27 protein-coding genes are annotated in these 26830 nt (G+C 65.2%); 15 read left to right on the forward strand and 12 right to left on the reverse strand.

The window, feature by feature from the left end:
- The first annotated feature begins 18 nt into the window (after nt 1-18).
- Nucleotides 19-744, forward strand: a complete 726-nt coding sequence (locus ACVW16_RS16095) for a Crp/Fnr family transcriptional regulator (protein WP_456700148.1) — start codon at nt 19-21, stop codon at nt 742-744.
- 97 nt (nt 745-841) lie between these two features.
- On the opposite strand, the gene atzF is transcribed toward ACVW16_RS16095, so the two are convergent.
- Together atzF and ACVW16_RS16105 are read right to left on the reverse strand one after the other, a co-directional pair.
- Complete coding sequence (gene atzF / locus ACVW16_RS16100) at nt 842-2227, reverse strand: allophanate hydrolase (RefSeq protein WP_456736986.1); 1386 nt, start codon at nt 2225-2227, stop codon at nt 842-844.
- 112 nt (nt 2228-2339) lie between these two features.
- The gene (locus tag ACVW16_RS16105; RefSeq protein ID WP_456736985.1) at nt 2340-3557 is read right to left on the reverse strand and encodes a citrate/2-methylcitrate synthase; all 1218 of its coding nucleotides are present in this window, start codon (nt 3555-3557) and stop codon (nt 2340-2342) included.
- Between the two features lie 77 nt (nt 3558-3634).
- Between ACVW16_RS16105 and ACVW16_RS16110 the strand changes: the two genes are divergently transcribed.
- The gene (locus ACVW16_RS16110; protein WP_456736984.1) at nt 3635-4729 is read left to right on the forward strand and encodes a citrate synthase/methylcitrate synthase; all 1095 of its coding nucleotides are present in this window, start codon (nt 3635-3637) and stop codon (nt 4727-4729) included.
- A gap of 188 nt (nt 4730-4917) precedes the next feature.
- Here ACVW16_RS16110 and ACVW16_RS16115 read toward each other — a convergent pair whose 3' ends face one another.
- Nucleotides 4918-5550: a J domain-containing protein gene (locus ACVW16_RS16115; protein WP_456736983.1), complete on the reverse strand. Its 633-nt coding sequence runs from the start codon at nt 5548-5550 to the stop codon at nt 4918-4920.
- Nucleotides 5551-5709: 159 nt separating this feature from the next.
- Here ACVW16_RS16115 and ACVW16_RS16120 point away from each other — a divergent pair, with 159 nt between their 5' ends.
- Complete coding sequence (locus ACVW16_RS16120) at nt 5710-5985, forward strand: BolA family protein (RefSeq protein ID WP_456705106.1); 276 nt, start codon at nt 5710-5712, stop codon at nt 5983-5985.
- Between the two features lie 16 nt (nt 5986-6001).
- Here ACVW16_RS16120 and ACVW16_RS16125 read toward each other — a convergent pair whose 3' ends face one another.
- From ACVW16_RS16125 to ACVW16_RS16135, 3 genes are read right to left on the reverse strand one after another with little or no spacing between them, the layout of a single operon-like run.
- On the reverse strand, nt 6002-7306 hold the full coding sequence (locus tag ACVW16_RS16125) for an HlyC/CorC family transporter (protein WP_456736982.1): 1305 nt from the start codon (nt 7304-7306) through the stop codon (nt 6002-6004).
- A 29-nt stretch (nt 7307-7335) separates the two neighbouring features.
- The gene (gene aroB / locus ACVW16_RS16130; RefSeq protein ID WP_456736981.1) at nt 7336-8484 is read right to left on the reverse strand and encodes a 3-dehydroquinate synthase; all 1149 of its coding nucleotides are present in this window, start codon (nt 8482-8484) and stop codon (nt 7336-7338) included.
- A gap of 10 nt (nt 8485-8494) precedes the next feature.
- A complete protein-coding gene (locus tag ACVW16_RS16135) occupies nt 8495-9088 on the reverse strand; it encodes a shikimate kinase (RefSeq protein WP_456700155.1) in 594 nt (197 codons plus the stop codon).
- Between the two features lie 170 nt (nt 9089-9258).
- Between ACVW16_RS16135 and ACVW16_RS16140 the strand changes: the two genes are divergently transcribed.
- The 4 genes from ACVW16_RS16140 (at nt 9259) to ACVW16_RS16155 (ending at nt 13382) form a co-directional block, all read left to right on the forward strand.
- The gene (locus tag ACVW16_RS16140; protein ID WP_035669499.1) at nt 9259-9405 is read left to right on the forward strand and encodes a hypothetical protein; all 147 of its coding nucleotides are present in this window, start codon (nt 9259-9261) and stop codon (nt 9403-9405) included.
- 17 nt (nt 9406-9422) lie between these two features.
- Nucleotides 9423-10391, forward strand: coding sequence for a site-specific tyrosine recombinase XerD (gene xerD, locus ACVW16_RS16145; protein WP_456736980.1), 969 nt, complete (start codon nt 9423-9425; stop codon nt 10389-10391).
- A gap of 182 nt (nt 10392-10573) precedes the next feature.
- Complete coding sequence (locus tag ACVW16_RS16150) at nt 10574-11536, forward strand: acetyl-CoA carboxylase carboxyltransferase subunit alpha (protein WP_456700157.1); 963 nt, start codon at nt 10574-10576, stop codon at nt 11534-11536.
- Nucleotides 11537-11864: 328 nt separating this feature from the next.
- Nucleotides 11865-13382, forward strand: coding sequence for a L,D-transpeptidase family protein (locus ACVW16_RS16155; RefSeq protein WP_456736979.1), 1518 nt, complete (start codon nt 11865-11867; stop codon nt 13380-13382).
- A 103-nt stretch (nt 13383-13485) separates the two neighbouring features.
- On the opposite strand, the gene secA is transcribed toward ACVW16_RS16155, so the two are convergent.
- Complete coding sequence (secA, locus tag ACVW16_RS16160) at nt 13486-16326, reverse strand: preprotein translocase subunit SecA (protein WP_456700159.1); 2841 nt, start codon at nt 16324-16326, stop codon at nt 13486-13488.
- Between the two features lie 137 nt (nt 16327-16463).
- Nucleotides 16464-16682 carry a hypothetical protein gene (locus tag ACVW16_RS16165; protein WP_456700160.1) on the reverse strand — a complete coding sequence of 73 codons (219 nt, stop codon included), beginning with the start codon at nt 16680-16682 and terminating at the stop codon, nt 16464-16466.
- Between ACVW16_RS16165 and ACVW16_RS16170 the strand changes: the two genes are divergently transcribed.
- From ACVW16_RS16170 to ACVW16_RS16180, 3 genes are all read left to right on the forward strand, one after another.
- Entirely contained in the window at nt 16681-17622 is a 942-nt protein-coding gene (locus ACVW16_RS16170) for a peptidylprolyl isomerase (RefSeq protein WP_456736978.1), read from the forward strand. The genes ACVW16_RS16165 and ACVW16_RS16170 overlap by 2 nt on opposite strands.
- 124 nt (nt 17623-17746) lie before the next feature.
- On the forward strand, nt 17747-18988 hold the full coding sequence (gene argJ / locus ACVW16_RS16175) for a bifunctional glutamate N-acetyltransferase/amino-acid acetyltransferase ArgJ (RefSeq protein WP_456700162.1): 1242 nt from the start codon (nt 17747-17749) through the stop codon (nt 18986-18988).
- 5 nt (nt 18989-18993) lie between these two features.
- The gene (locus ACVW16_RS16180; protein ID WP_212427824.1) at nt 18994-19404 is read left to right on the forward strand and encodes a (deoxy)nucleoside triphosphate pyrophosphohydrolase; all 411 of its coding nucleotides are present in this window, start codon (nt 18994-18996) and stop codon (nt 19402-19404) included.
- Nucleotides 19405-19459: 55 nt separating this feature from the next.
- Here the strand turns inward: ACVW16_RS16180 and ACVW16_RS16185 are convergent, their stop codons facing one another.
- Nucleotides 19460-20329: a methyltransferase domain-containing protein gene (locus tag ACVW16_RS16185; protein WP_456738272.1), complete on the reverse strand. Its 870-nt coding sequence runs from the start codon at nt 20327-20329 to the stop codon at nt 19460-19462.
- Nucleotides 20330-20372: 43 nt separating this feature from the next.
- On the opposite strand from ACVW16_RS16185, the gene ACVW16_RS16190 reads away from it, so the two are divergent.
- Genes ACVW16_RS16190 through ACVW16_RS16205 form a run of 4 tightly spaced genes read left to right on the forward strand, consistent with a single transcriptional unit; the run spans nt 20373 to nt 22835 of the window.
- Complete coding sequence (locus ACVW16_RS16190) at nt 20373-21170, forward strand: ComF family protein (protein WP_456736977.1); 798 nt, start codon at nt 20373-20375, stop codon at nt 21168-21170.
- Nucleotides 21171-21217: 47 nt separating this feature from the next.
- On the forward strand, nt 21218-21493 hold the full coding sequence (gene grxC, locus ACVW16_RS16195; protein ID WP_456700165.1) for a glutaredoxin 3: 276 nt from the start codon (nt 21218-21220) through the stop codon (nt 21491-21493).
- Nucleotides 21490-22368 carry a carbon-nitrogen hydrolase family protein gene (locus ACVW16_RS16200; RefSeq protein ID WP_456700166.1) on the forward strand — a complete coding sequence of 293 codons (879 nt, stop codon included), beginning with the start codon at nt 21490-21492 and terminating at the stop codon, nt 22366-22368. The genes grxC and ACVW16_RS16200 overlap by 4 nt, the downstream gene beginning before the upstream one ends.
- Nucleotides 22365-22835, forward strand: a complete 471-nt coding sequence (locus tag ACVW16_RS16205) for a DUF1178 family protein (protein WP_456736976.1) — start codon at nt 22365-22367, stop codon at nt 22833-22835. Before ACVW16_RS16200 ends, ACVW16_RS16205 begins: the two co-directional genes overlap by 4 nt.
- Here the strand turns inward: ACVW16_RS16205 and ACVW16_RS16210 are convergent.
- The 3 genes from ACVW16_RS16210 to ACVW16_RS16220 form a co-directional block, all read right to left on the reverse strand.
- Nucleotides 22832-23731 carry an EamA family transporter gene (locus ACVW16_RS16210; RefSeq protein WP_456736975.1) on the reverse strand — a complete coding sequence of 300 codons (900 nt, stop codon included), beginning with the start codon at nt 23729-23731 and terminating at the stop codon, nt 22832-22834. The two genes, ACVW16_RS16205 and ACVW16_RS16210, sit on opposite strands and share 4 nt — an antisense overlap.
- A 257-nt stretch (nt 23732-23988) precedes the next feature.
- Nucleotides 23989-24762 (reverse strand): bifunctional 2-polyprenyl-6-hydroxyphenol methylase/3-demethylubiquinol 3-O-methyltransferase UbiG, encoded by a 774-nt coding sequence (gene ubiG / locus ACVW16_RS16215; RefSeq protein WP_456700169.1) that lies wholly within the window; start codon nt 24760-24762, stop codon nt 23989-23991.
- 14 nt (nt 24763-24776) lie between these two features.
- Nucleotides 24777-25244, reverse strand: coding sequence for a PH domain-containing protein (locus ACVW16_RS16220; RefSeq protein WP_456738271.1), 468 nt, complete (start codon nt 25242-25244; stop codon nt 24777-24779).
- Nucleotides 25245-25396: 152 nt separating this feature from the next.
- Here ACVW16_RS16220 and ACVW16_RS16225 point away from each other — a divergent pair, with 152 nt between their 5' ends.
- On the forward strand, nt 25397-26653 hold the full coding sequence (locus ACVW16_RS16225; protein ID WP_456736974.1) for an aspartate kinase: 1257 nt from the start codon (nt 25397-25399) through the stop codon (nt 26651-26653).
- The last annotated feature ends 177 nt before the right edge of the window (nt 26654-26830 follow it).

Raw genomic sequence — 26830 nt, forward strand, 5'->3', positions numbered from 1 at the left:
CAACGAGGGAGCGGGCAGATGTCAGCGGCAACTCTCAGGACCACGGCCGGGATCATGCTGGCGGAGTCGGATGCTCTGGTCAGGTCGCTGCCAGGCCTCCTCGATCCCCTTGATGAGGCTGACCGGCGCCGGGTGCTGGCCATCGGTCGCCACGAGGTTCGGGAAGCCGGCAAGCATATCTGGCGCCAGGGCGACACCCAGAACGGCATCTACCTGATCGAATCCGGCCGGATCCGCAGCTATTACGCAGCACCCTCGGGGCGTGAGGTGACGCTGGCCTACTGGTTCGGCGGCAATTTCGTCGGCGGGCCGGATCTCTTCGGAGCCGGCGCGCATATGTGGTCGTCGGTTGCCGTCGAGCGCAGCCTGCTGCTGTTTCTGCCTGGCCCCGCTCTGCGCGAGCTTGCACTTCAGTCGGCGACCATCGCGGTTGCGCTGCTGGATGCACTGGCCTTCAAGGCGAGATGTTACTCGGCCATGGCGCAAATGCTCGGCACGCGATCGGTGACCGAGCGGTTGCAGCGCCTGCTGATCTTTCTGTCGAATATCTACGGCTCGCAGCACGGCCGCGAGATCGTGCTCGGCATTCCTTTCACCCACGGCGATCTCGCCAACCTGATTGGCGCGACGCGGCAGTGGGTGACGGTGCAGCTATCTCGCATGCAGGCGCGAGGCATCATCCGTTACGACAGAAGCCTGATCGTCATTCTGAATTTGCGCGCGCTCGACCTCGAAATCGTCTAAAGCGCGATGAGATTAGGATGAATCGTCATCGCACTTTGGGTCATTGTTTGAGCATGATCTTTTCGGAAAACCGCTGCACACGTTTCCGGATCATGCTCTAGCCCGCGGCACGCGAATAGACATTCAGACCGAACAAGGCGGCGCCATCGTCGCGCTGCCATCGCGAGGCGAAGTCCAGGAGCGCGTGATCATGCCATGCGGGTGCCAGCAGGGTGACGCCCATCGGCATGCCGCCGGCGAGCGTCGCGTTGGGAAGCGCCACCGCACACAGATCCAGGAGATTGACGGCGTAGGAGTAGTGTCCCAGACACGTATTGAGCGTGATGGGATCTTCCAGCATCTCCGCGATGGTGAAAGGACGCGGCGCAGTCGGCACGATGAGGACGTCGATCTGCTCGAAGAGCCCCCGGACCTGCCGCCGCAACTGCAGCAGTCGATGTTGCGCAGCGAACGCATCGGCCGCTGTAAACTCCGCCGCGCGATGCAACACCTTGCGCGTCACCTCCAGCAGATGGCCGTGATCGACGTCGAAGAGCTTGCTGATCGCCGCGTAGCGTTCCGCGATCCACGGGCCCGAGAACAGCATTTCGCCGGCCTCGGCGAAGGGCCTGAAGTCGATCTCGCGGGCCTTGCCTCCCAAGCCCACCAGCCGCTCGCAAGCCTGCTCGTAAAGCCCATCGCACTCGGCCGACCCGAATGAATTGAGCTGAGAGGCGGAAATGCGTCCGAAGCGGAATTCGTCGGGGACGGCGGATGACGGCTCGCGCGCGTCACGGCTGTAGGGATCTTCCTCGTCGAAGCCCTCGATCAGTTCGAGCAACAATCTGCCCTCGGAGACCGAATTGCAGAAGATCGACGGACAATCGAGCGTCGGGCAGTTCGGAACGAGCCCGCGGGATGAGACAAGCCCGACGGTCGGCTTGATTCCGATGATGCCGTTGAAACCTGCCGGTACCCGGCCTGAGCCGCCGGTGTCGGTGCCGAGTGAGAAAGCGACGTGCCCGGCAGCCACGGCGACGGCCGAGCCCGAGCTCGACCCGCCGGAGATGTAGCCGTCATCAGCGATGCTGGGGCAGGTGCCGTGCGGTGATCGGGCGCCGGACAGCCCGGTTGCGAACTGATCCAGGTTTGTCTTGCCGATACAGATTGCGCCGGCCGCGACGAGGCGCTCGACGCACCGGGCCGATCGCTCTGCAACGTAGGCGAAGGAGGGACAGGCCGCCGTGGTCGGCATGCCCGCCACGTCGATGTTGTCCTTCACGCCGAACGGCACACCGAGCAGAGGCAGGAATTCACCCTGCGCGGCACGCCGTGCGAGAGACTGGGCCTCCGTCAGCGCCTCTTCCTTCGGCCTGACATGGATCCAGCAATTGCGGTGCTGGTCGCGTTCGATCCGCGCGTATGCCGTCGCGATGGTCGAACTCAGTTCGGATATCGTGCGAACGGGACGGCTTCGGCGAGATAGAGCGGCGGCTTGCGACACAAAAGTCTCCCTGGAAGATCGAAGGAGCCGCAAACTGCCCGGAGCTGGACGGGGCGGAAAGCAATTAAGCGCCTCGGGCTGCCGCCGTGGTCAGGACCGCAAGCGGGAGCGGTCAGGAGCTTCCCGCCCGTCTTCCCGGCGCAGGTCCCACATACCTTGCCCGCGGCCGGATCAGCCTGCCGAACTGCAATTGCTCGCTCGCATGCGCGATCCAGCCGACGCTGCGGGCCATGGCGAACAGGGCGAGCTCGCTGCCGAGAGGCAGGCGCAGTGCGTGCACGAGCACGGCGAGCACATAATCGATGTTGACGAACTCTCCGGTCGCCTCCGCGATCCGCTCCGGCACCTCTTTCGTGAATTTGCGCGGTGCGCCGGCGCGCGCGAGCGCATTCAACAGGGATTGCGCGCGGGGATCGCCGTGCTTGTAGACGCCGTGGCCAAAGCCCGGGAAGCGCTCACCGAGCGCAACGCGCTCGCGCACCATCGGCTCCACATCGCGGTCGACCAGGGTCTTGACGAGCTGCGAGGCCAGCACGCCGGCGCCGCCGTGCTTCGGGCCTTTCAACGCGGCGAGACCGGCGATGACGGAGTCGTAGAGATTGAGGCCGGTCGACGCCGCGCAGCGCGCGGTGAAGGTCGAGGCGTTCAATTCGTGGTCGGCCAGCAGCACGAGAACGCGGCGGATCAAGTCCGGCGCATGTTTGTTGTCGGCCGCCCAGGTCCGCGCGATTTGCTGATGCAGCGGCTCCGATGACGGCTCGGAATTCAACATCGTGGCAACAAGCAGCCGGACGATGCGTCCGCCGACCATCGCGCGGCCATCAGGCGCGCGGGTGAAGGCTCGGGAATCGGCGCTGGTTGCCAGCGCGAGCACCGCGATGGCGCGATCGATCGGCGCGGCACGGCGCGCGGCGTCCGCGATGGCGCGCATCTCGTCCGAGATTTTCGGCTGATTTTCGGCAGCAAAGGGATCTACGTCGGAGACGTCCCAGAGCAGCGTTGCCGTGTGCTCGAGCGTGTCGTTCTCGGCGAGATCCACGCAGTTGACGCCCCGGTAGATGGCGCCCTCCTCCGTGATGGTCGATATCTCCGTGTCCATCACGGGCAGATCGGCGTCAAAGCTGCGCAGGCCGCGCGGCTCCGGCGACGGCACCCGGCGCTCCTTCAAGGCGCGGACGTCCTCGGCGCGATAGCGGTTCCTGCGCGAATCCGGCGTCGGCTCGGAGCGGATCAGGCCGCGGCTGACATAGGCGTAGAGCGTGGCCGGCGAGATCGCGAGTTCGGCAGCCGCTTCCCGGGCGGAGAGATAGAGGCCATCAAAATTTTTCATATTGATTGATGTAATCAAGATTGATCAATCTGTCGAGCGGTCCAATTCTCCTTTGGTGCAGTGCAAGGAGATTTGCCATGAACATCCACCTCACCAAAAGCCAGATCGGGCTGGACGGCGTTCCCGCAGCCGAAACCGTGCTGAGCCATGTCGACGGCGAGCGCGGCGAACTGATCATTGCCGGCGAGCATGTCGGCCGCCTCGCCGCTATCTCGAGTTTTGAGGGCGTCACCGCCCGGCTCTGGAATGGCGCGACCGGGAGCACGCTGAGCGAAGCCAATGTCCGGGCGAGCCTGGGGGCTGCGCGCGAGCGGGCCTTTGCGCGGCTCTCAGAGTTGCTGCCGGCGGCCCGGGGTATGGGCATCGTCGACGGATTTCGTGCGGCGGTCGCGGGCCTGCGCGCCGAGCACGGCCTCGCGCACGAAGCCACCATCGTCGGCGCATTTCCGGTGATCGCGGGCGCACTGGTCCGGCGCGCGAAAGGGCTCGATCCGGTCGCGCCAGATCCGACCGTGAGCCACGCGGCCGATACTCTGCGCATGCTGCATGGGCATGCGCCCGCTTCGGGCGAGGCCGCCGCGCTCGATGCTTATCTCGTCACCGCCAGCGACCACGGCATGAACGCCTCGACTTTCGCCACGCGCGTGGTCGCCTCGACGCAGGCCGATCTGTTCGCCGCCGTCACCGCCGGTTATTGCGCGCTAACGGGACCGCTGCATGGCGGCGCGCCGGAGCCGGTGCTGGAAATGCTCGATGCGATCGGCTCGCGCGAGCGCATCCAGCCCTGGGTCGACGCGGCGCTGGCGCGCGGCGAGCGGATGATGGGTTTCGGCCACCGTGTCTATCGCGTCCGCGATCCGCGCGCCGACGTGCTCAAATCCGCGGTCGAGGCGCTCGCGTCCGCCGGCACCGATTTGCCGTTCGCCGGCGAGGTCGAGGCCTATATCCGCGCAGCGCTGCGCAAGAAGAATCCGGAACGGCCGCTGGAGACCAATGTCGAGTTCTTCACCGCGATCCTGCTCGACGCGCTGGCGATCCCGCGGCAGGCGTTCACGCCGATCTTCGCCGTCGCGCGCGCCGCCGGCTGGACCGCGCATGCGCGCGAGCAGCAGCGGACCGGGCGACTGATCCGGCCGAGCTCGTCCTATGTGGGCGCGATGCCGGAGGCGTGAGGAATTGCGACGCTTTCCTCCCCCCTCTCCCCCTTGTGGGAGAGGGTGGCTCGCCGCAAAGCGGCGAGACGGGTGAGGGGTTCTCCCCGCGAGGGCCCTCGTTCAAATGAATTTGCGGAAGCAACCCCTCATCCGGCGCTTCGCGCCAGCTTCTCCCGCAAGGGGAGAAGGAGGAGAACGGCGAGGCCCTACGCCTCCCGCACCACCGTCTTCAGATAATTATACGCCTTGATGATCTCGATCAGGCGGTCCTCGGTGGAGCGGTCGCCGCCGTTGGCGTCGGGATGGTGCTGCTTCACCAGGGCCTTGTACTTGGCCTTGACGTCGCCGAGCGTGGAATTCGGGCCGAGGCCCATGACCTGAAGCGCCTTGCGCTCCGCGTTCATGACCTTGCGCGTTTCGGCCTTGGGCTCGGCCTCCGGACCCTTCCGCCAGCTGGCGCGGCCGTTGATCTCACTGAACATGCTGAACGGATCGGACGCCATATCGATCTCGGCTTCCGCACCCTTCTTGCCGCCATTGGCGCCCATCTTCCAGGTTGGACGATGGCCGGTCAGCGCGTCCTTCTGATAGCGCGCGACGGCGTCGGCATTCATGCCTGAGAAGAAATTGTAGTTCTGGTTGTACTCGCGCACGTGGTCGAGGCAGAAGTGCCAGTATTCGCGCTGGTTATCACGACCCTTCGGCGCGCGATGCGCGCCCTTGTTCTGGCACCCGGTCCATTCGCAGGCCACCACGGTGTCGCGCGGCTTCACCTCGGGCTGCTTGCCCCGCGGCTTCACGCGGATGGAGTCGAAGAACTTTGATGAATCGATCGGCATGGCTGACTTTGACTACGCAACGCAAAAACCTTCAAGTCTTGACATTGCATTTAGCTACACACGCGGAGCCGAAGTTTCACTTCGGCATCCTCAAGTACGGCCGCCATAGGCGGCCTATGGGCAATTGACGGGCCGCGATCGCAAGCCTTAATGGCGCTCATGGTTATGAAAGACACTATCAGCAACAAGTTGCAGGAAGCTTTCACCCCCGAAAGCCTGCAGGTCGTCGACGAGTCACATTTGCATGAAGGCCATTCCGGCCATCGGCCGAGCGGCGAGACGCACTTCCGCGTTTATATCGTGTCTCAGGCCTTCAAAGGGAAGAGCCGGATCGACCGTCACCGCATGATAAATGCGGCGCTGGCGGCGGAACTTTCCGGCAGTGTGCATGCGCTGGCAATCCACGCCCAGGCGCCGGGGGAAGGCGGAACGTAAGCTCCGCCGCGCTGCGTCAAAACGACGTCCCTGCCCGTCTCGGCTTGGCTCCCTCCATCTCCGCCTCACGCGACACCGGTGAAATACGGAGCGCGGTGATGCGGTTGCGTTCCCGGCGGAGGACGCGGAAGCGGAAACCGTGGAAGGTAAAGCTCTGGCCGCGGTCGGGGATCGAGCGCGCTTCGTGAATGACAAGGCCGGCAACCGTGGTTGCCTCTTCGTCGGGCAGGCGCCAGTCCATGGCGCGGTTGAGGTCGCGGATCGGCACCGAGCCGTCGACCACGACGGAGCCGTCCGGCTGGGCGCGCACGCCGGCGACCACGACGTCATGCTCGTCGGAGATGTCACCGACGATCTCTTCCAGGATGTCTTCCAGCGTCACGAGACCTTCAACTTCGCCGTACTCGTCGACCACGAGCGCGAAATGCGTCTTGCGCCGGCGGAACGCCTTCAGCTGCTCGGAGACGGGGCGCATTTCCGGCACGAACCACGGCGGCAGCGCGATGGTCGAGGCGTCGATGCGCGACGTATCGCCGTCGGATGCCCGGATCGCGCGCAACAGATCCTTGGCATGAAGCACGCCGATGATGTTCTCCGGCTTCTCGCGCCAGAGCGGGATGCGGGTGTATTCGGTCGCCAGCACCTCGCGCACCAGCTCCTCCGCCGGCAGATCGGCGTTGATCATCATCATCTCGGTGCGATGGATCATGACGTCGGAGACCTGGAGCTCGCGCAGGTCGAGGAGGCCGCCGAGCATGTCGCGGTCCTGCTTCTCGACCTTGCCCTCATGATGCAGCAGGTCGACCGCGCCGCGCAGGCGCTCGGTCGGCGACAGGATGGCCTGGTGCTCGCCGGCGAGGCCGAACAGGCGCATCAACACGCGCACGATCACTTCCACCACGCGCAGCAGCGGCCCCAGCACATACATCGTCAGCCGCATCGGGCGTGCGACCGCCAGCGCCATCCGATCAGGCGCGTTGATGGCGATGGTCTTGGGCAGCACTTCGGCGAAGATCACGACCAGGGCCGTCATCACGCCGGTGGCATAGAGCACGCCGACATCGCCGAACCACGCCGTGAAGATGGAGGTGGCGAGCGCGGAGGCGGTGATATTGGCGATGTTGTTGCCGAGCAGCAGCGCACCGATCAGGCGCTCACGCATATCGAGCAGCTGCGAGACCACGTCGGCGTCGCGGTTACCCTGCTTGGAGAGCCGCAGCATGCTGGCGCGCGAAGCACCGGTCAGCGCGGTCTCGCTCGCGGCGAAGAAGCCCGAGACCAGCAGGCAGATGATGACGATGGTGAAGCCGAGCCAGTCCATGCAGCACTCTACCGCGATTCAGCCGCGCATCACGCCTTCGGAGCGAGCTTTTCTTTCAGGAAGTCGCGCACCGGCGCCGGCTCGACATCCTTGGCTATGACGGCGCGCCCCACGGCCTCCAGCAGGATGAAGGTAAGCTTGCCGCGCTTGACCTTCTTGTCCTGCGCCATCAGCGCCATCAGCGCGTCGGCGTCCGCAAGGCCTTCCTGCGCAAAGCCGGCGATGTCCTGCAGGCGCGTCGGAAGACCGGCCTCGGTGAGGTGACGCTCGACGCGGCTCGCATCAGCCTCGCCGATCATGCCAAGTTTTGCGGAAAACTGCGCCGCCAGCGTCATGCCGATGGCGACGCCCTCGCCATGGAACAAGCGATCCGAAAAGCCGGTCGCGGCTTCCAGTGCGTGGCCGAAGGTGTGGCCGAGATTGAGCAGCGCGCGCTCACCGGTCTCGCGCTCATCGCGCGAGACCACGGCCGCCTTGGCACGGCAGGAGGTCGCGATCGCATGCTCGCGCGCCGAGCCGCCCTTGAAGATGTCGAAATGATTCTTCTCCAGCCAGGTGAAGAAGGCTTCGTCACCGAGCACGCCGTATTTGGCGACCTCGGCATAGCCGGCGCGGAATTGCCGCGGCGACAGCGTGTCGAGCACGGCGGTGTCGGCGATGACAAGCACCGGCTGGTGGAAAGCGCCGAGCAAATTCTTGCCCTGCGGCGAGTTGATGCCGGTCTTGCCGCCGACGCTGGAATCGACCTGCGCCAGCAGCGAGGTCGGCACCTGCACGAAATCGACGCCGCGGCGCAGGATCGCGGCGGCAAAGCCGGCGAGATCGCCGACCACGCCACCGCCGAGCGCGATGACGAGGTCGTTGCGCTCGATTTTCGCGGCGATCAGGGCCTCGCTGACCTTTTCGAGGCCGGCATAGGTCTTTGAGATTTCGCCTTCCTCGACCACGACGCGCGAGGTCGGAATGCCGGCGGCTGCAAGCGAGGCTTCCGTCGGCGCGAGCCAGTATTTTGCCACCGTGCGATCCGTCACGATCGCGGTGCGCACACCGGGCCGCAAGGCGGCAACGCGCTCGCCCAGCGAAGAGAGCACGCCGCGGCCGATGACGATGTCATAGGCCCGATCGCCGAGCGCGACGTCGACATTGACGGGGTCGGAATGTTTGAGGGGCGCAGTCATCGAACGGCACTCACGATGTCGGCTGGAGGCACAGATGGGCGTGCAGCGTCGCGATGGTCTCATCGACGATGCGGTCGTGCGGCACGTCGCGCGAGGCGATGGTGAGGTCGGCCTTGCCATAGATCGGCTCACGCTCGGTGAGGAGCCGTGTGACGGTGCCTTCGGGGTCGGCGGTCTGAAGCAACGGGCGATCGGCGCGACGTCGCACGCGGCGCATGATGACGTCGTGGTCCGCCCTGAGCCAGACCGAGACCGCCTTTGCCGCGATGCGGGTTCGCGTCTCCTCGCGCATGAACGCGCCGCCGCCGGTCGCCAGCACGATTGGCCCACCTTCGAGCAGGCGCGCGATCACGCGGGCCTCGCCGTCGCGGAAGTAGGGTTCGCCATGGATCGTAAATATTTCCGGGATGGTCATGCCGGCGTGGGCCACCTCGATTTCGACATCAGCGTCGAAAAAACGCAGACCAAGCCGCCCTGCCAGCCTCCGGCCAATGGTTGATTTGCCGACGCCCATCATGCCGACCAGCACGATCGAACGCCCGCCGAGCGCCGACAGGATGTCGGCCTCAGGGCTCGGTTGTGCTGGCAACGCGACGTCGGACATCGGATCTTGCTCTGGATCTCGCTCAACTGGCCGCCAAAGGCGGCATCCCGGCCACCTATACGACCCCGTCGGGGCCCTCGCCAGAGGACTCTTGCCACGAAACGGCGAACATGTTGGATGATTTCATTGGTTAATTTGCCAAACCTGAGACCTCGCCGAGACCTTTCCCGATGCCCAGCCTGTTCCGCTTCCTGACGGTCGTCGCCGTGATCGCCGGCATCGTCTATGGCGTGGTGTTCGCGCTGGCGAACTTCGTCAATCCGAAGCCGCGGGAAATGACGGTGACGATCCCGCCGGATAAGTTTCTCAAGAAATAGGAGCTAGCCTGCGGGGCATGCGCAACTCCTCCACCGGCAAGCCCTCCGACACCAGGCTGACCGCCCTGTTCCTCGACATGCTCGCGGCGGAACAGGGTGCCGGGCCCAACACGCTCGATGCTTACAGGCGCGATCTCAACGATTTCTCCGAGTTTCTGACCCGCGTCGGTCACAGTTTTGTGGACGCCGAGACGCAAGTCCTGCGCGACTATCTTGGCGACCTCGATACGCGCGGCTTCAAATCCTCCAGCGTCGCGCGGCGGCTGTCGGCGATGCGGCACCTGTTCCGCTTCTTGCTGAACGAGCGCATCAGAACCGACGATCCGGCGGCGATCCTGTCAGGCCCCAAGCGCGGGCGCGGCTTGCCAAAGGTGCTGTCGATCTCGGATGTCGATCGCATGCTCAGCCGCGCCAAGGAGATGAGCGAGGCGGCGGACGCCTCGCCCTCGCAACGGCTGCGGGCATTGCGGCTCTATTGCCTGCTCGAGGTGCTCTACGCCACAGGCCTGCGCGTCTCCGAGCTGGTGGCGCTGCCGCGAACGGCGGCCAAGCGCGACGCCCGCATGATCGTGGTGCGCGGCAAGGGCGACAAGGAACGGCTGGTGCCGCTGAACGAGGCCTCGCGGCAGGCGATGGCGGATTATCTCGCGGCGACGGACGCGGCCAAAGGCGAGAAGAAGGGCAGCCTCGCCGCCTCGAAATGGCTGTTTCCCTCGTTCGGCGAAAGCGGGCATTTGACGCGTCAGCATTTTGCCCGCGAGCTCAAGGAACTCGCAGTCGCTTCGGGGCTGCAGGCGCGCCTGGTGTCCCCACACGTGCTGCGCCACGCCTTCGCCAGCCACCTGCTGCACAACGGCGCGGATTTGCGCATTGTGCAGACCCTGCTCGGCCATACCGACATCTCGACCACCCAGATCTACACCCATGTGGTCGAGGAGCGGCTGAAGAGCCTGGTGCGCGACCTGCACCCGCTGGCGGAGAAGTAGCGGCAGCGGCGCGGCTGCGGGCGAAACCGCCTTGACTTCGGCCACATCTCCGCAGAAAGAGCCGTGGCCTTATCAGTGATTTGCCGCGCTCCCGGGAGCGCACAAGTCAAGCCCTTGAAGAAGCTACACTTTTTTGACTGACCTCGCTTCGCCTCGTTGTCCCGTCCCCCTATATTGAAACGATGCCAGACCAGATGCGCAGCTATCTCGACTTCGAAAAGCCCGTCGCCGAGCTCGATTCCAAGGTCGACGAGCTCAGGACGCTCGCGGCCTCCGGCACCGACATCGCCGAGGAGATCGGCCGCATCGAGGACAAGGCCGCGCAGGCGCTGGCCGACCTCTATCTGAACCTGACGCCGTGGCAGAAGACGCTGGTGGCGCGGCATCCGCAGCGGCCGCATTTCAATGACTTCATCAAAGGGCTCATCACCGAATTCACCCCGCTCGCCGGCGACCGCAAGTTCGGCGAGGACGAGGCGCTGGTCGCGGGCTTCGGCCGCTTCCGTGGCGAAGCCATCTGCGTGATGGGCCAGGAAAAGGGCGATTCCACCGAGAGCCGCATCAAGCACAATTTCGGGATGGCCCGGCCGGAGGGTTATCGCAAATGCGTGCGGCTGATGGAGATGGCCGAGCGGTTCGGCCTTCCCGTGCTGTCGCTCGCCGATTCCGCCGGCGCCTATCCCGGCATCGGCGCCGAAGAGCGGGGACAAGCCGAAGCCATCGCCCGCTCGACGGACGCCTGCATGGCGCTGACGGTGCCGAACGTCGCCATCATCACCGGCGAAGGCATGTCGGGCGGCGCCATCGCCATCACCACCGCCAACAAGGTCCTGATGCTGGAGCACGCGATCTACAGCGTGATCTCGCCGGAAGCCGCCTCCTCCATCCTCTGGCGCGACGGCAGCAAGGCGCAGGAAGCCGCCAACAACATGAAGATCACGGCCCAGGACATGCTCCGCTTCGGCGTGATCGATGCCATCATCAAGGAGCCGGTCGGCGGCGCCCACCGCGACCCCGCCGCCGTGATCGCCACTACGGGCGATGCCATCGCCAAGGCCTTTGACGAGATGCGGGGCCTGGACGGCGACGCCATCCGCAAGCAGCGCCGGCAGAAATTCCTCGATATCGGCCGGAAACTGGGCTGATTCGAGCTGGATTCGGTGCCGCATCAGGTGAGGCGCGATTGGTAACGCCGCGTTAACTTTTTTTTTGCCCAAATCGGCCATCTCAGTACCGGTTCAGCTGCAAAGTCCAAGTTCCGACCCAGTTTAAGTCTCTGTTGACCACACCGTCTCGCCAACGGGCTCGTGATCCCAGGTCGGCTTGCGACCCTTGGGTGCGGAGGTTAGAATTTTAATCAATGGCTTCAGGGCATAAGCGCTGGGGCTTGGTCTGAAACGGTCCGGTTCTCCGGTCAGGCCAGGCTCCAAAATCGGGGTTCGCGCTTCCGCCCGGCACGTTGTGGGGTCCATATTGAATTCTCGTTCGCTTGCTCGTGCGCTCTTGGCATCGGTCGCGCTTGCCGCCAGCATTGTGCTCGCCGGCTGCGATACCGATCAGGTTTCGCTCGCGACCAACGCCAAGGCCAACCAGCCGGTCCCGCCGAAGCTCGTTGCCGCGATGGGCGAGAAGGACATGGATCTGCAATCGCCGATCCTGATCCGCCTGTTCAAGCAGGAGGCCGAGCTCGAGATCTGGAAGCAGACCCGTTCCGGCCAGTTCGCCCTGCTCAAGACCTATCCGATCTGCCGCTGGTCGGGCGACCTCGGTCCCAAGGTGCGCGAAGGCGACCGCCAGGCGCCGGAAGGATTCTACTCGATCAACCCGAGCCAGATGAATCCGCAGTCGGCCTATTACCTCTCGTTCAATACCGGCTTCCCCAACGCCTTCGACCGCGCTTTGGGCCGTACCGGTTCGCAACTGATGGTGCACGGGGACTGCTCGTCACGCGGCTGCTACGCCATGACCGACGAGCAGATCGCGGAGATCTATTCGCTCGGGCGGGAATCCTTCTTCGGCGGCCAGAAGGCGTTCCAGTTCCAGGCCTATCCCTTCCGGATGACGCCGGTGAACATGGCCAAGCACCGCAACAATCCGAACATGCCGTTCTGGCGGATGATCAAGGAAGGCTACGATCATTTCGAAGTGACGCGACGGGAGCCGAAGGTCGACTTCTGCGAGAAGAAATACGTATTCGACGCGGCACGCGCGCCCGACGCCAAGCGCGATCCCGTGTTCGAGGCTTCCGCGAAGTGCCCGGCCTATATCGTCCCCGAAGACATCGCCAGCGCCGTGCGCGAGAAGCAGCAGCGCGACGAAGCCGAGTACAACAAGCTCGTGGCCAAGGGCACGCCGGTGGCACGCATGAATACCGGCATCGACGGCGGCATGAACAAGATCTTCGCCGCCAAGATACCGGAAGGGTCGACCGGCCTGTCGGAAGGCGCCGAAGGCAATACGCTGCAGATGCTGGCGATGTCGAAGGCCCCCGGCACGATTCCCGGCACGGTCAACCCGCCGAAGCCGAACTTCGAACCGACCGCCTCTGCGCCGCAGGAAGAGCCCGTCGTTGCCGTCAGCGCGCCCGCGACCAACGCCCGCGTCGCGACCGCAGCGCCCGACGAGAAATCCGGCGGTTTCTTCTCCAATCTCGGCCGCAAGATGGGCTTGGGGACCGCCGACACGACGGCGACCACGCCGCCGCCGCAAGCGACCGCCTCGGTGGCCCCGGCGCCCGCCGCGCCGAGCACGGCTTCCAAGCTGAAGGCCGCGGTGACGCACTTCGTCCACCACGAAACCGCCAAGGACAAGCCGGCCGTCGCCGCCAAGCCGGCCGAGCCGGCGAAGCCCACCGAGACCAGGGTTGCCGCAACGCGCCCCGCGCAGAAGCCGTCGATGAGCGATGCTGCGGCTGACGGCGCCCAAATGGCCGGCGCCGCGCCGGTAGTGTCGTCGAACTCGTTCGATAGCCGCTTTGGCGCGGTGAAGTAGACGGGCGTCTCGTCCGCGGTGGGGCCCGCCTTCGCCACTACGAGGGCGGGAGTGTGAGGCGCGAGCATCGCACCTCACACACGCGCGGGAACGCTGCTAGCGGCTAAGCGTACCGCCCGTGGCAGTGCTTGTACTTCTTGCCCGAGCCGCACGGGCAATCCTCGTTGCGGCCGACCTTGCCCCAGCTTGCCGGGTTCTTCGGATCGCGCAACGCGGCGTCGGTATGCTGCGGGGCCAGCGTGACGCTGGCGAGCGCCATCTCGTCCTCGCCGGTGTTCGGGTCGAACTTGTGCGCCTCCATCTGCGGCAGCACAGGCGCTTCCTGCTCCGGCGGGACGATCTCGACCCGCATCAGCTGCGCGGTGACGGCCTCGCGCAAGTGCGCGCTCATCTCCTGGAAGAGATTGAAGGCTTCGGTCTTGTACTCCTGCAACGGATCGCGCTGCCCGTAGCCGCGCAGGCCGATGACCTGGCGCAGATGGTCGAGCATGATCAGGTGCTCGCGCCAGAGATGGTCGAGCGTCTGCAGCAGGATGGTCTTCTCGACGTAGCGCATCACGTCGGGCCCCCATTGCCCGACCTTGGCCGCCATGTGCTCGTCTGCCCTGGTCTCGATGCGGTTGAGCAGCTCCTCGTCGGCGATGCCCTCTTCCTTGGCCCAGTCCTCGACCGGCAGGTCGAGATCGAGCACGCGCTTCAGCTCTTCCTTCAGGCCGGCGACGTCCCACTGCTCGGCATAGGCATGCTCTGGCACATGCTTGGCGACGAGGTCCTCGATGAAGGCGTGGCGCATGTCGGCGACGGTTTCGGCGACGCTCTCGTCCTTCATCAGGTCGACGCGCTGGTCGAAGATCACCTTGCGCTGATCGTTCTGGACGTTGTCGAACTTGAGCAGGTTCTTGCGGATGTCGAAGTTGCGGGCTTCGACCTTCTGCTGCGCCTTCTCCAGCGCCTTGTTGATCCAGGGATGGATGATCGCCTCGCCCTCTTGCAGGCCGAGACGCTGGAGCATGCTGTCGAGGCGATCCGAGCCGAAGATGCGCATCAGATCGTCTTCCAGCGACAGGAAGAACTTCGAGCGGCCGGGATCGCCCTGACGGCCGGAACGGCCGCGGAGCTGGTTGTCGATGCGGCGGGATTCGTGCCGCTCGGAGCCCATGATATAGAGGCCGCCGGGCTTCTTCACGGTCTTGGCCGGCTTGTTGCCCTTTGCCGGCTCGATCTCGACGGTCTCTTCCGCGTTGAGCACGATGTCACGGAAGCGCTCGACGTCGGCCTTGATCTGCTCGATCTTCTTGGCCTTCTCGGCCTCGTCCTCGATGCCTGCGGTTTCCTTGGGGATGCGCATCTCGAGCGAGCCGCCGAGCTTGATGTCGGTGCCGCGGCCGGCCATGTTGGTCGCGATCGTGATCGCGCCGGGAACGCCGGCTTCCGCGACGATATAGGCTTCCTGCTCGTGGAAGCGCGCGTTCAGCACCGCGAACAGCTTGGCCGGCTTGCCGGCGCGCGCCGCCGCATAGAGCTTGTCGAGCGCGTTGTCCTTGCCGAAATCGATCTGCTTGTAGCCGTTCGATTTCAGGAATTCGGCAAGGACTTCCGACTTTTCAATCGAGGCGGTACCCACCAGCACCGGCTGGAGCCGGGCGTTGGCGCGCTCGATCTCGGCGAGGATCGCCTGGTATTTTTCCTTCTGGGTGCGGTAGACCTCGTCGTCCTCGTCGAGGCGGCCGACCGGCACGTTGGTCGGGATTTCCACGACTTCGAGCTTGTAGATGTCGAAGAGCTCGTCGGCTTCGGTCAACGCCGTTCCGGTCATGCCGGCGAGCTTTTCGTACATTCGGAAATAGTTCTGGAACGTGATCGAGGCGAGCGTCTGGTTCTCGGGCTGAACCGTGACGTGCTCCTTGGCCTCCAGCGCCTGGTGCAGGCCTTCGGAATAGCGCCGGCCGGCCATCATGCGCCCCGTGAACTCATCGATGATGACGACCTCGTCGTCGCGGACGATGTAGTCCTTGTCGCGGGTGAACAGCGTGTGGGCGCGCAGCGCCTGGTTGATGTGGTGCACGACGGAGACGTTCTCGACGTCGTAGAGCGAGTCGCCCTTGAGCTGGCCGGCATCGCGCAGCAGCGTCTCGATCTTCTCCATGCCGGCTTCCGTCAGCGTCACCGTGCGCTGCTTCTCGTCGACCTCGTAGTCGGTCTTGTCGAGCTTGGGGAGGAAGCCGTCGATGGTGTTGTAGAAGTCGGAGCGGTCGTCGAGCGGGCCGGAAATGATCAGCGGCGTCCGCGCTTCGTCGATCAGGATGGAGTCGACTTCGTCGACGATCGCGTAGAAGTGCGGCCGCTGGACCATGTCCTCGAGGCGGTACTTCATGTTGTCGCGCAGATAGTCGAAGCCGTATTCGTTGTTGGTGCCGTAGGTGATGTCGCAGGCATAGGCCGCCTTGCGCTCGGCATCATCGAGGCCGTGGACGATCACGCCGGTGGTCATGCCGAGGAAGCCGTAGATCTGGCCCATCCAGCCGGAGTCACGGCGAGCGAGGTAGTCGTTGACGGTGACGACGTGGACGCCCTTGCCGGCGAGCGCGTTGAGATAGACCGCAAGCGTCGCGACCAGCGTCTTGCCTTCGCCGGTCTTCATCTCGGCGATGTCGCCCTCGTGCAGCACCATGCCGCCGATCAGCTGAACGTCGAAATGGCGCTGGCCGAGCGTGCGCTTGGCCGCCTCGCGCACGGTCGCGAAGGCCGGGACCAGCAGGTCGTCCAGCGTCTTGCCCTCGGCGAGCTGCTTTTTGAATTCGTCGGTGCGGGCCCTGAGCGCCTCGTCGGACAGCTTCGAGACCTCAGCTTCCAGCGCGTTGATCGCGTTGACGCGGGACTGGTATCCCTTCACCCGCCGGTCGTTGGCGGAGCCGAAAAACTTGCGGGCGAGCGCGCCGATCATGCCTAGTTCCTGTGTTCGCGATTTAACCGCGTTGCAGCCAAGAAGTTGTCACCCATTGGCCTATCAACTCACCGTGACGCCCTATGGCGCCAGAGCCCGAACTGCGGGGGTCATCCGCCATATGGGTGGGAATTGGGTTAGTCTGGGTTCAACGGCCAAAAACGCAGCAAAATAAACGCCATCGCCATGGTCGCGACCGCGCAGAGATATGGCCCGGTCAGCACCTTGTCAACGGCGGCCAATCTTGCCGCTAATTCATCATTTTGACAGACTTTTCGCGTTGCCAAGCCCCCCTGAATTGGGCGAGTGTCCGCCCCGCTCGAGCAGCCCCCTGCTTCAACAAAAGGATTTTCCATGACCACCTCGTTCCCGGTAACCACCGGCCTGCGTTTCCGCCATGCGTCCGCCCTGGCGGGAGGCCTCGCCCTGGCGCTGACCCTGGCGTTCGCGGGCCCGCTCCGGGCAGCCGACGATCCGGTCCTGGCGAAGGTTAATGGCGCTGAGATCAAGAAGAGCGACGTGACCATGGCCGAGGAGGAACTCGGACCGAGCCTCGCCCAGATGGACCCGGCGACCAAGGACGAGAACGTCCTGTCGTTCCTGATCGACATGAAAATCGTGTCCAAGGCCGCCGAGGACAAGAAGATTGCCGACGGCGACGAGTTCAAGAAGCGGATGGCGTTCGCCCGCAACCGCCTGCTGATGGACAGCCTGCTCGCCCAGGAAGGCAAGGCCGCCACCACCGACGACGCCATGAAGAAGGTCTATGAGGAGGCCTCCAAGCAGATCACCGGCGAGCAGGAAGTGCGCGCCCGCCACATCCTGGTCGAGACCGAGGACGAGGCCAAGGCGGTGAAGGCCGAGCTCGACAAGGGCGCCGATTTCGCCGAGCTCGCCAAGAAGAAGTCCAAGGATCCGGGCTCCGCCGACGGCGGCGACCTCGGCTTCTTCACCAAGGAACAGATGGTGCCGGAATTCTCGGCCGTCGCGTTCTCGCTGGAGCCCGGCAAGATCTCCGACCCCGTCAAGTCACAGTTCGGCTGGCATATCATCAAGGTCGAGGAGAAGCGCAACCGCAAGGCGCCGGAGTTCGACCAGGTCAAGGCCCAGATCGAGCAGTACGTCACCCGCAAGGCCCAGGCCGATTACGTCGGCAAGCTGCGCGCAGAAGCCAAGGTCGAGCGGACCGACCAGCCTTCCGCAGACGCTGCCAAGGATGCCAAGCCGGCCGACGCGGCAAAGCCCGCCGATGCGAAGCCCGCCGACAGCAAGATGGCGCCCCCCGCCAAGAAGTAAGAATTCGCTGTCACTTCGCCGACGCGAAGAGTATTTAAGCCTACCTGATGCCCGGCCTCGCCAAGAGGGCCGGGCATCTGCATGTCCAGACCTCACCAAGGCACAAGCCAAGGCGCCCCCCGCGATGTCCACCTCCGTCTCCCCGCTCGCCCCGACAACCGTTCCTGACATGCCCGTGATCGCGGGGGTCCGTCTCGCGACGGCCGAGGCGGGCATCCGCTACAAGAACCGCACCGACGTGCTGCTGGCGATCATGGACAAGGGAACCGCGGTCGCCGGCGTCTTCACCAGATCGAAGTGCCCGTCCGCGCCGGTCGAATGGTGCCGTGCGAAACTGAAGGGCGGCAAGGCGCGCGCCCTCGTCGTCAATTCCGGCAATGCCAATGCCTTCACCGGCAAGACCGGTCGCGCCTCCACCGCGCTGACGGCCAAGATCGCGGCCAAAGCCGTGGGCTGCAGCGAGAGCGAGATCTTCCTGGCCTCGACCGGCGTGATCGGCGAGCCGCTGGACGCGACCAAGTTCGACGGCGTGCTCGGCCGCCTCGCTGTGTCCGCGGAACCCGGCGACTACCTCGCCGCCGCCAAGGCGATCATGACCACCGACACCTTCCCCAAGGTCGCGACCGCGACCGTGAAGCTCGGCAAGGCCAAGGTCACCATCAACGGCATGGCCAAGGGCGCCGGCATGATCGCCCCGGACATGGCGACGATGCTCTCCTTCATCTTCACCGATGCGCCGATCGCACCCGCCGCGCTGCAGGCATTGCTGAAAGCCGGCGTCGAGGACACCTTCAATGCGGTCACGATCGACGGCGACACCTCGACCTCTGACACGCTGCTGGCGTTCGCCACCGGCGCCGCTGCCGAGCACGGCGCGCCAAAAATCAGCCGCGCCAGCGATCCGCGTCTGAAGGCCTTCACCAAGGCTTTCAACCAGATCCTCGCCGACCTCTCCGAGCAGGTCGCCCGCGACGGTGAAGGCGCGCGCAAGCTGGTCGAGATCACCGTCGAAGGCGCCAGGACCAAGGCCTCCGCACGCAAGATCGCGATGTCGATTGCGAATTCGCCGCTGGTGAAGACCGCGATCGCCGGCGAGGACGCCAATTGGGGCCGCGTGGTGATGGCGGTCGGCAAGGCCGGCGAGCCGGCCGATCGCGACAAGCTGTCGATCTCCTTCAACGGCATCCGCGTCGCCAGGAGCGGCGCGCGCGATCCTGATTATGACGAGGCCCAGGTATCGGAGGCGATGAAGGCCCCGGAAATCGCGATCAAGGTCTCGCTTGGCCTCGGCAAGGGCCGCGACCGTGTGCTGACCTGCGACCTCACGAAGGAGTATGTCGCCATCAACGGGGATTACCGGTCTTAAGGATCATGGCCGATCTCAAGCTGACACTGGTGGTGGCCTGCGCGCTCGTCGACGCCGACAAGCGCGTCCTCATCGCGCAGCGCCCCGAAGGCAAGACGCTGGCCGGCCTCTGGGAGTTTCCCGGCGGCAAGTGTGAGCCCGGCGAGCGGCCGGAGCAGAGCCTGATCCGGGAGCTCCACGAGGAGCTCGGCATCACCGTCGCCGAGCCCTGCCTGGCGCCGCTGACCTTTGCGAGCTACGGCTACGAGACCTTTCATCTCCTGATGCCGCTCTACATCTGCCGGCGCTGGGAGGGGATCGTCGAAGCCCGCGAAGGCCAGACGCTGGCCTGGGTGCGCGCCAACAAGCTGCGCGACTATCCGATGCCGCCGGCGGACATTCCGCTGATCCCGCATTTGATTGACTTGCTGATGTAAGAGGGGCTGTCGCCAACACTCTCAACGTCGTGCCCGGCCATGACGGAGAAGGAGCTTACGTCTCTCCCGCCTTCTTCACCGCCTCCGCCAGGCTCGCCTTGGCCGAACCCGGCTTCAGCGGCTGCTGCTGGCTCGCATGCGGCGCCCAGCCCGACAGCCAGATGATGTCGAACGTCGCGCGGATACGGCCGTCGGCATCGGCAAAACGCTCGGCATAGATTTGAGCCATCCGCAGCAGCGTCGCGCGGCGGCTCGGGGTGCGCCGCCGCTCGATCAGCACATTGGTCGCGCCCATGCGGCGGAGGTCCTGCATAAGCGCGAACGCGTTGGAATAACGCACCACGACGCGATCGACGTCGGTGACCGGCAGCGCAAAGCCGGCCCGCTGCAACAGCGCGCCGATGTCGCGCAAATCGGCGAACGGCGCCACGCGCGGCGAGACACCGCCCTCGCATTCGGCCTCCGCCGCGGCAAACGCCTGCCGCAGCTCGGTGAGAGTGTCGCCGCCGATCATCGCGGCGAGCAGCAACCCATTCGGCTTCAGCGCACGACGGATCTGCGCAAGCACGCCAGGCAGATCGTTGACGAATTGCAGCGCCAGCGCGGAGACGACGAGATCAAGACCGTCGGGCGCAAAAGGCAATGTCTCCGAGCCGGCCGCATCGAGCGCAATCCGCTGGATCGAAGGCAAGCGTGCGCGCAGCCCCGCGAGCCCCTCGCCGGGCGTCCAGAGATCGGCCGGCGCGTGAAACTCGCGCATCACCGCGGCCAGCCGGTCGGACATGTCCTCGGCGACGCGGTCGAGCAGGAAGGTCACCTCGCCTTGCGCCTGCGCACGCCGCTGCCGCGCACGCAGCAAGGCACGGTCGAACAGAGCGGGCGGGATTTGGGGGGTCTGGGCCATGCCGCTGGTTACGCCGATCATCCTGGCTCTGGCAATCCGCCACATGCGGCGCTAGCCTCCTCTCATGGACGCCGACGCCGCCCCAACCCGCTCCATCGCGTCGCCCTTGCGTGCCGCATGGACGGCTGGCCGCCACGTTCTGGCGCATGTGGCAAAGCTCGCGCTCGACGTTGCGCTGCCGACGCTGTGCGTGTCCTGCCGCGAGCCTGTCGACGGCGAGGGCGTCTGCGCGGCGTGCTGGGCCAAGCTGTCGTTCATTGAGCGGCCCTATTGCCCGCGGCTCGGCATTCCCTTCGTCTACGACCCCGGCCCCGACATGCTGTCGATGGAGGCGATCGCGAGCCCGCCCGCCTACCGGCGAGCGCGCGCGGCAGTGCGCTATGACGAGGTCGCACGCACGCTGGTGCACGCGCTGAAATACCAGGACCGCACCGACCTCGCGCCCGCCATGGGCCGCTGGATGGCGCGCGCGGGCGGCGAGCTGCTCGCGGGCGCCGACATGCTGGTCCCGGTGCCCCTGCATTGGCGCCGGGCCTGGCGGCGACGCTACAACCAGTCCGGTGCGCTGGCTCAGATCGTCGCGCGGCAGAGCGGGGTGAAGGTGAAGGCTGAGGTGCTGCGCCGCGTGCGCGCCACCGAGCAGCAGATCGGGCTGTCGCGGGCCCAGCGCGCGACCAATGTGCAGGGGGCATTCCAGGTATCCCCCGACCGTCAGGCCGAGGTCCAGGGCCAGCGCATTATCCTGATCGACGATGTCCTGACCTCGGGTGCGACACTTGACGCCTGCGCACGCGCGCTGCTCCGCGCCAAGGCCGCCCAGGTCGACGTCCTGGTGTTCGCCCGGGTTGTCGAGATCAGGTAAACTCCCATATAATTCAACAAATTCATGACATGAGAGCGCTTGATACCATGACCGCTGCTGTCGAGATCTATACCAGGCCGGGATGCGGCTATTGTTCCGCTGCCAGGTCGCTTCTGACCCGCAAGAAGGCGACCTTCACGGAATTCGACGTCGCCAAGAACCCGTCCTGGCGCGAGGAGATGTACGACCGCGCGGGCGAGGGTTCGACCTTCCCGCAGATCTGGATCGGCGGCACCCATGTTGGCGGCTGCGACGACCTCTACGCGCTCGATCGCGAGGGCAAGCTCGACGGGCTGCTCGAAAGCGTCAAGGCGGTCTCATGAGTGCCGTGAGGACCTTCACCGCCGCCATGGTGCAGATGCGCACCGGGTTGCTGCCCGAGCCGAGCCTCGCGCAGGCCACCGGGCTGATCCGGCAGGCTGCGGCCAATGGCGCGGACTACGTGCAGACCCCCGAGGTCAGCAACATGATGCAGCTGAACCGCACGGCGCTGTTCGAGCATCTGCAGAGCGAAGAAGAGGACATCTCGCTGAAGGCCTATCGGGCACTCGCGGCGGAACTGAAGATCCACATCCATGTCGGCTCGCTGGCGCTGCGCTTCTCGGAAGAAAAAGCGGTGAACCGCTCCTTCCTGATCGGGCCCGAGGGCCAGGTGCTCGCAAGCTACGACAAGATCCACATGTTCGACATCGTCCTGCCGGATGGCGAGAGCTATCGCGAATCCGCCAACTACCAGCCGGGCGAGACCGCCGTGATCTCCGACCTGCCCTGGGGCCGCGTCGGCCTGACGATCTGCTACGACGTCCGCTTTCCCGCGCTCTACCGCGCGCTGGCCGAGAGCGGAGCCTCTTTCATCACGGTGCCGTCCGCCTTCACCCGCAAGACCGGCGAGGCGCACTGGCACATCCTGTTGCGCGCGCGCGCGATCGAGACCGGCTGCTTCATCTTCGCAGCCGCGCAGGCTGGCACCCACGAGAACAAGCGCGAGACCTACGGCCATTCGCTGATCATCGATCCCTGGGGCGAGATCCTCGCCGAGGGCGATGTCGAGCCCGGCATCATCATGGCCAAGATCGATCCGGCCAAGGTCGAGACGGCGCGCCGCGCGATCCCCTCGCTCCAGCATGGCCGCCGCTTCGGTGTCGCCGATCCGAAGGCCGGGCCGGATCATCTACACCTCGTACGGGGATCGGCATGATCCGCTACGCGCTCCATTGCGACCGCGACCACGCTTTCGAGAGCTGGTTCCAGAGTTCGTCGGCTTACGATTCGCAGGTGAAGCGCAAGCTCGTGACCTGCCCGATCTGCGGCTCGGCCAAGGTGCAAAAGGCGATCATGGCGCCGCGCATCGTCGGCAAGAAGGGCCGCAGCCGCGCAACGCCGGAGCCGGCCGCCGCGCCCGAGACTGCACCGGCAGGACCGGCCTCGCTGATGATGGCGCAAGAGAAAGAGTTGCGCGCCAAGCTGAAGGAGCTGCGCGATCACATCGTGAAGAATGCCGACAATGTCGGCGAGCGCTTTGCCAACGAAGCCCGTGCGATGCATTACGGCGACAAGGAGCACCGCCCGATCTACGGCGAGGCCTCGCCCGACGAGGCGAGGTCGCTGATCGACGAAGGCATCGAGGTGTCGCCGCTGCCGACCTTGCCGGAAGACCGGAACTAAGTCCCCACCAGCACCGCCACGCCGACAATGATCAGCGCGATGCCTGCAAGCTCGCGCGCCGCGATCGGCTGCTGGAACGAGTAATACGCCACGCCCTGCGCGAACAGCACCTCGATCAACGCGAGCGTGCGGACATTGGCCGCGGCCGTCAATGCGAACGCGAGGAACCAGAACTGCGAGGCGAAGGCGCCCGTGAAGCCCGCGAGCAGCGACGGCTTCCACAGTCCCAGGATCGACTGAAGCACCTTTGGCGCGCGCCAGAGCAGATAGATCGTCAGGATCAGCGTTTGCACGAACAGGCCGAGCACCAAGGTGAACGAGGCCGCGGTCACGAAGGAGACGCCGTGAACGTTGATGATCGCGCCGCGAAAACCGACCGCAGAGAGCGCGAACGCCGCCGCCGCGACGAGCCCGGTGATGGTCGGCTTCAGCTCCGCAAAGCTCTTCTCGCCGCCGGGGCGCAGCGCGGTGATGACGACGCCCACGGTGGCGATCACGATCGCCAGCACTTTCAGCCAGGTCAGGTGATCGCCGAGGAAGACGAAGCCGAAGATCGCGGTCTGGATCGCCTCGGTCTTCAGATAGGCCGTGGTCACCACGAAGGAACGGTCGTTCATGGCGAGCAGCATCAACCCGGTGCCGACGATCTGGCTGAGCGCACCCAGCAACAGCCATGGCCAGAACATCGATGGCGGCACGCCGAGACGATCGCCGGTCGCGACGAGCACCAGCCCCAGGAAAAGGAGCGAGAACGGGAAGCCGAACAGGAAGCGGATATTGGTCGCACCCCACGTCCCCAGCGGCTTGGTCAGCGACCGCTGCATCGCATTGCGCGCCACCTGGCCGAGCGCGGCAATGACGGTGAAGGGAATCCAGAGGCTGGTGACGGTGAACATCGGGTGGGGCTATTGCAGGAAAGGTCAGGCCAACCTGCAAGCTACGGCCGACGCGGTCAACCACACCGCCGTCATGGGAGCGATGCTCCTACCACACGTACGCTGTCGTCCCTGCGAAAGCAGGGACTGATGCCGCGGAATCTGTCGGTGGGACGCGGTGTGAGATGCGCGGGTCGGCAGCCTTCGCAAAACTTCGTCCCTGCGTTCGCAGGGACGCCGCCCGGGGAGTAGGAGCACGCATCTCGGTCATGCCCGCCTCATACCATCCCTTCCGCCACCACCATGTAGTTCACATCCATGTCCGACGAGAGCGTCCATTTGTCGGCGAAGGGGGAGTAGACGACGCCGGTCTGCTCGGTGATGACGAGCCGGTTGTCGAGGAGGTGTTTGGTCAGCTCGTCGGGCGTGACGAACTTGTTCCACTCGTGGGTGCCGCGCGGCAGCCAGCGCAGGACGTATTCGGCGCCGACGATGGCGAGCGCAAAGCTCTTCCAGTTGCGATTGAGCGTCGAGACCACCATCAGCCCGTTCGGCTTCAGCATCGCGGCGCAGCGCTTCACGAAGACGCCGACGTCGACGACGTGCTCGACCACTTCCATCGCCAGCACGATGTCGAAACGCTCGCGCGGATCGATCTCTTCCACCGTGGTGCAGCGATAGTCGATCGACAGATGGCTCTTGTCGGCATGCAGCTTCGCCGCAGCAATGTTGCTCACCGAGGGATCGACGCCGATCACCTGCGCCCCCAGCCGCGACAGCGGTTCGCACAACAGGCCGGCGCCGCAGCCGATGTCGAGCACGCGGAGGCCGCCGAGGCAGTTCAGGCTGCGCACATTGCGCTCGAACTTGCGGCAGGCTGCGTCGCGGATGTAGCCGAGCCGCAGCGGATTGATCCGGTGCAGCGGCGCCATCTTGCCCTTCGGATCCCACCACTCGGCCGAGAGCTTTGAAAACTTCGCGATCTCGGCGGCGTCGACGGTCGAGCCCGGCTGGGCGGAGGCGATTGCGGAAGTATCTTGCTGCATGCTCATGGCCAGGCGCGGTCCTACCGCGTGGTGATCGAACTACGGAAAGCGAGCGGAGAGGCGATGGTCTTGATCGTCTCGATCCCCTCGCCGACGCCGCGAATGGTCACGTCGCCGTAGTTGAGAATTCGTCCAAGAATCGTCTGGTCGACATCGACACTCTCGACCTTATCCAGCGCCATTTCAAAGGTGCGCCGCTTGATGAAGCCGGTCTTGTGCACAACCCTGAGATTGGTGACGTCGGTCTCCGTGGTGAAGCGATGGAACCAGCCCTTCAGGGTCCAGAACAGCGCGGCCAAGGCCGCGGCGCCCGCGGCGGTCAGACACACCAAGACGATCCAGTCGATGGTGGTCATCCGCGAGGCCACCAGGAAACCAAGGGCCACGACCCAGGCCAAAATGGCCGGGAAATAGAAGATCCAGTGCGCATTGGTCGAATACAGCACCCGCTCGCCGGGCTGCAGGATTTCGTCAATATAGCGCGCCATAACCTCTGACAACCCATTGCCCGGATTGGGCCTTGCAGGAACCCGCTTGCCCCGGGCCCCGCCCCTCTGTATACGCGCGGTCGGTATCCCCCAGGGCATCCGTCCGGCGCGGGTCACCATACTGATCCTCAAGAGGGAATGCACGCGTCGTCATGAGCCGCCTCGTGATGAAATTCGGCGGCACGTCCGTCGCCAACATCGAACGTATCCGCAACGTCGCACGCCATGTGAAGCGTGAGGTGGACGCCGGCCATGAAGTGGCAGTGGTCGTCTCGGCGATGTCGGGCAAGACCAACGAGCTGGTGGCCTGGTGCACCGAGGCCTCGCCGATGCACGACGCGCGCGAATACGACGCCGTCGTCGCCTCCGGCGAACAGGTGACTTCGGGCCTGCTGGCCATCGTGCTCCAGGGCATGGGTATCCAGGCCCGCTCCTGGCAGGGCTGGCAGATCCCGATCAAGACCAGCGACGCCCATGCCTCGGCCCGGATCGAGGACATCGACGGCAGCGAGATCATCTCCCGTTTTAGGGATCGCAAGGAGGTCGCCGTTATCGCCGGCTTCCAGGGCATCGATCCCAGGACAAATCGCATCACCACGCTCGGCCGTGGCGGCTCCGACACCTCTGCCGTGGCCGTTGCCGCGGCGGTGAAGGCCGACCGCTGCGACATCTACACCGACGTCGACGGCGTCTACACCACCGACCCGCGAATCGTGCCGAAGGCCAAGAGGCTCGACAAGATCGCGTTCGAAGACATGCTGGAACTGGCTTCCCAGGGCGCCAAGGTGCTCCAGGTGCGTTCGGTGGAACTCGGCATGGTCCACAACATGCCGATCTTCGTCCGCTCCAGCTTCGACAAGCCCGAGGATATCGACCCGCATGCCAACCAGCCGCCCGGCACGCTGATCTGCGGCGAGGAGGAGATCATGGAAAATCACGTCGTCACCGGCATCGCCTTTTCGAAGGACGAGGCCCAGATCTCGGTGCGTCAGATCGAGGACAAGCCCGGCGTCGCGGCATCGATCTTCGGGCCGCTGGCGGACGCCAATATCAACGTCGACATGATCGTCCAGAACGTGTCCGAGGACGGCAAGACCACCGACCTCACCTTCACGGTGCCGGCCGCCGACTACGTCAGGGCCAAGGACACCATTACCGCCGCCAAGGGCACGATCGGGTATGCAAGGCTGGATACCGCCACTGACGTCGCCAAGATCTCGGTGATCGGCAGCGGCATGCGCAGCCATGCCGGCGTCGCCGCCCAGGCGTTTTCGGCGCTCGCCAGACGGAATATCAACATCCGGGCCATTACAACCTCCGAGATCAAATTCTCGGTTTTGATCGACACCGCCTATACCGAGCTTGCAGTGCGCACGCTGCACACGCTCTACGGTCTCGATCAGGCCTAGACGAATTTTCTCTTAGCGGTCGCAGCAAACGCCGGGGTGTACACACCTTCGCGTTTGGCAGGCGTTTTGCTTGGCAAAACAAGCCTCAATTCGCTATACGGCGAACAGGGTGGGCTGCCGCAGACTGTGTCCCAGTTCAGGCCGCTGATTCGGCGCAAGCTGTGGTTTGCGCCTGCG

The organism is Bradyrhizobium sp. USDA 4474 (genome assembly GCF_054057515.1).

Coding starts and splice junctions, on each gene's coding strand:
- ACVW16_RS16095 (WP_456700148.1), top strand. CDS start 19: ATGTCAGCGGCAACTCTCAGGACCACGGCCGGGATCATGCTGGCGGAG.
- ACVW16_RS16105 (WP_456736985.1), bottom strand. CDS start 3,557: ATGAAAAATTTTGATGGCCTCTATCTCTCCGCCCGGGAAGCGGCTGCC.
- ACVW16_RS16110 (WP_456736984.1), top strand. CDS start 3,635: ATGAACATCCACCTCACCAAAAGCCAGATCGGGCTGGACGGCGTTCCC.
- ACVW16_RS16115 (WP_456736983.1), bottom strand. CDS start 5,550: ATGCCGATCGATTCATCAAAGTTCTTCGACTCCATCCGCGTGAAGCCG.
- ACVW16_RS16120 (WP_456705106.1), top strand. CDS start 5,710: ATGGTTATGAAAGACACTATCAGCAACAAGTTGCAGGAAGCTTTCACC.
- ACVW16_RS16125 (WP_456736982.1), bottom strand. CDS start 7,306: ATGGACTGGCTCGGCTTCACCATCGTCATCATCTGCCTGCTGGTCTCG.
- aroB (WP_456736981.1), bottom strand. CDS start 8,484: ATGACTGCGCCCCTCAAACATTCCGACCCCGTCAATGTCGACGTCGCG.
- ACVW16_RS16135 (WP_456700155.1), bottom strand. CDS start 9,088: ATGTCCGACGTCGCGTTGCCAGCACAACCGAGCCCTGAGGCCGACATC.
- ACVW16_RS16140 (WP_035669499.1), top strand. CDS start 9,259: ATGCCCAGCCTGTTCCGCTTCCTGACGGTCGTCGCCGTGATCGCCGGC.
- xerD (WP_456736980.1), top strand. CDS start 9,423: ATGCGCAACTCCTCCACCGGCAAGCCCTCCGACACCAGGCTGACCGCC.
- ACVW16_RS16150 (WP_456700157.1), top strand. CDS start 10,574: ATGCCAGACCAGATGCGCAGCTATCTCGACTTCGAAAAGCCCGTCGCC.
- secA (WP_456700159.1), bottom strand. CDS start 16,326: ATGATCGGCGCGCTCGCCCGCAAGTTTTTCGGCTCCGCCAACGACCGG.
- ACVW16_RS16170 (WP_456736978.1), top strand. CDS start 16,681: ATGACCACCTCGTTCCCGGTAACCACCGGCCTGCGTTTCCGCCATGCG.
- ACVW16_RS16165 (WP_456700160.1), bottom strand. CDS start 16,682: ATGGAAAATCCTTTTGTTGAAGCAGGGGGCTGCTCGAGCGGGGCGGAC.
- argJ (WP_456700162.1), top strand. CDS start 17,747: ATGTCCACCTCCGTCTCCCCGCTCGCCCCGACAACCGTTCCTGACATG.
- ACVW16_RS16180 (WP_212427824.1), top strand. CDS start 18,994: ATGGCCGATCTCAAGCTGACACTGGTGGTGGCCTGCGCGCTCGTCGAC.
- ACVW16_RS16185 (WP_456738272.1), bottom strand. CDS start 20,329: ATGATCGGCGTAACCAGCGGCATGGCCCAGACCCCCCAAATCCCGCCC.
- ACVW16_RS16190 (WP_456736977.1), top strand. CDS start 20,373: ATGGACGCCGACGCCGCCCCAACCCGCTCCATCGCGTCGCCCTTGCGT.
- grxC (WP_456700165.1), top strand. CDS start 21,218: ATGACCGCTGCTGTCGAGATCTATACCAGGCCGGGATGCGGCTATTGT.
- ACVW16_RS16200 (WP_456700166.1), top strand. CDS start 21,490: ATGAGTGCCGTGAGGACCTTCACCGCCGCCATGGTGCAGATGCGCACC.
- ACVW16_RS16205 (WP_456736976.1), top strand. CDS start 22,365: ATGATCCGCTACGCGCTCCATTGCGACCGCGACCACGCTTTCGAGAGC.
- ACVW16_RS16210 (WP_456736975.1), bottom strand. CDS start 23,731: ATGTTCACCGTCACCAGCCTCTGGATTCCCTTCACCGTCATTGCCGCG.
- ubiG (WP_456700169.1), bottom strand. CDS start 24,762: ATGAGCATGCAGCAAGATACTTCCGCAATCGCCTCCGCCCAGCCGGGC.
- ACVW16_RS16220 (WP_456738271.1), bottom strand. CDS start 25,244: ATGGCGCGCTATATTGACGAAATCCTGCAGCCCGGCGAGCGGGTGCTG.
- ACVW16_RS16225 (WP_456736974.1), top strand. CDS start 25,397: ATGAGCCGCCTCGTGATGAAATTCGGCGGCACGTCCGTCGCCAACATC.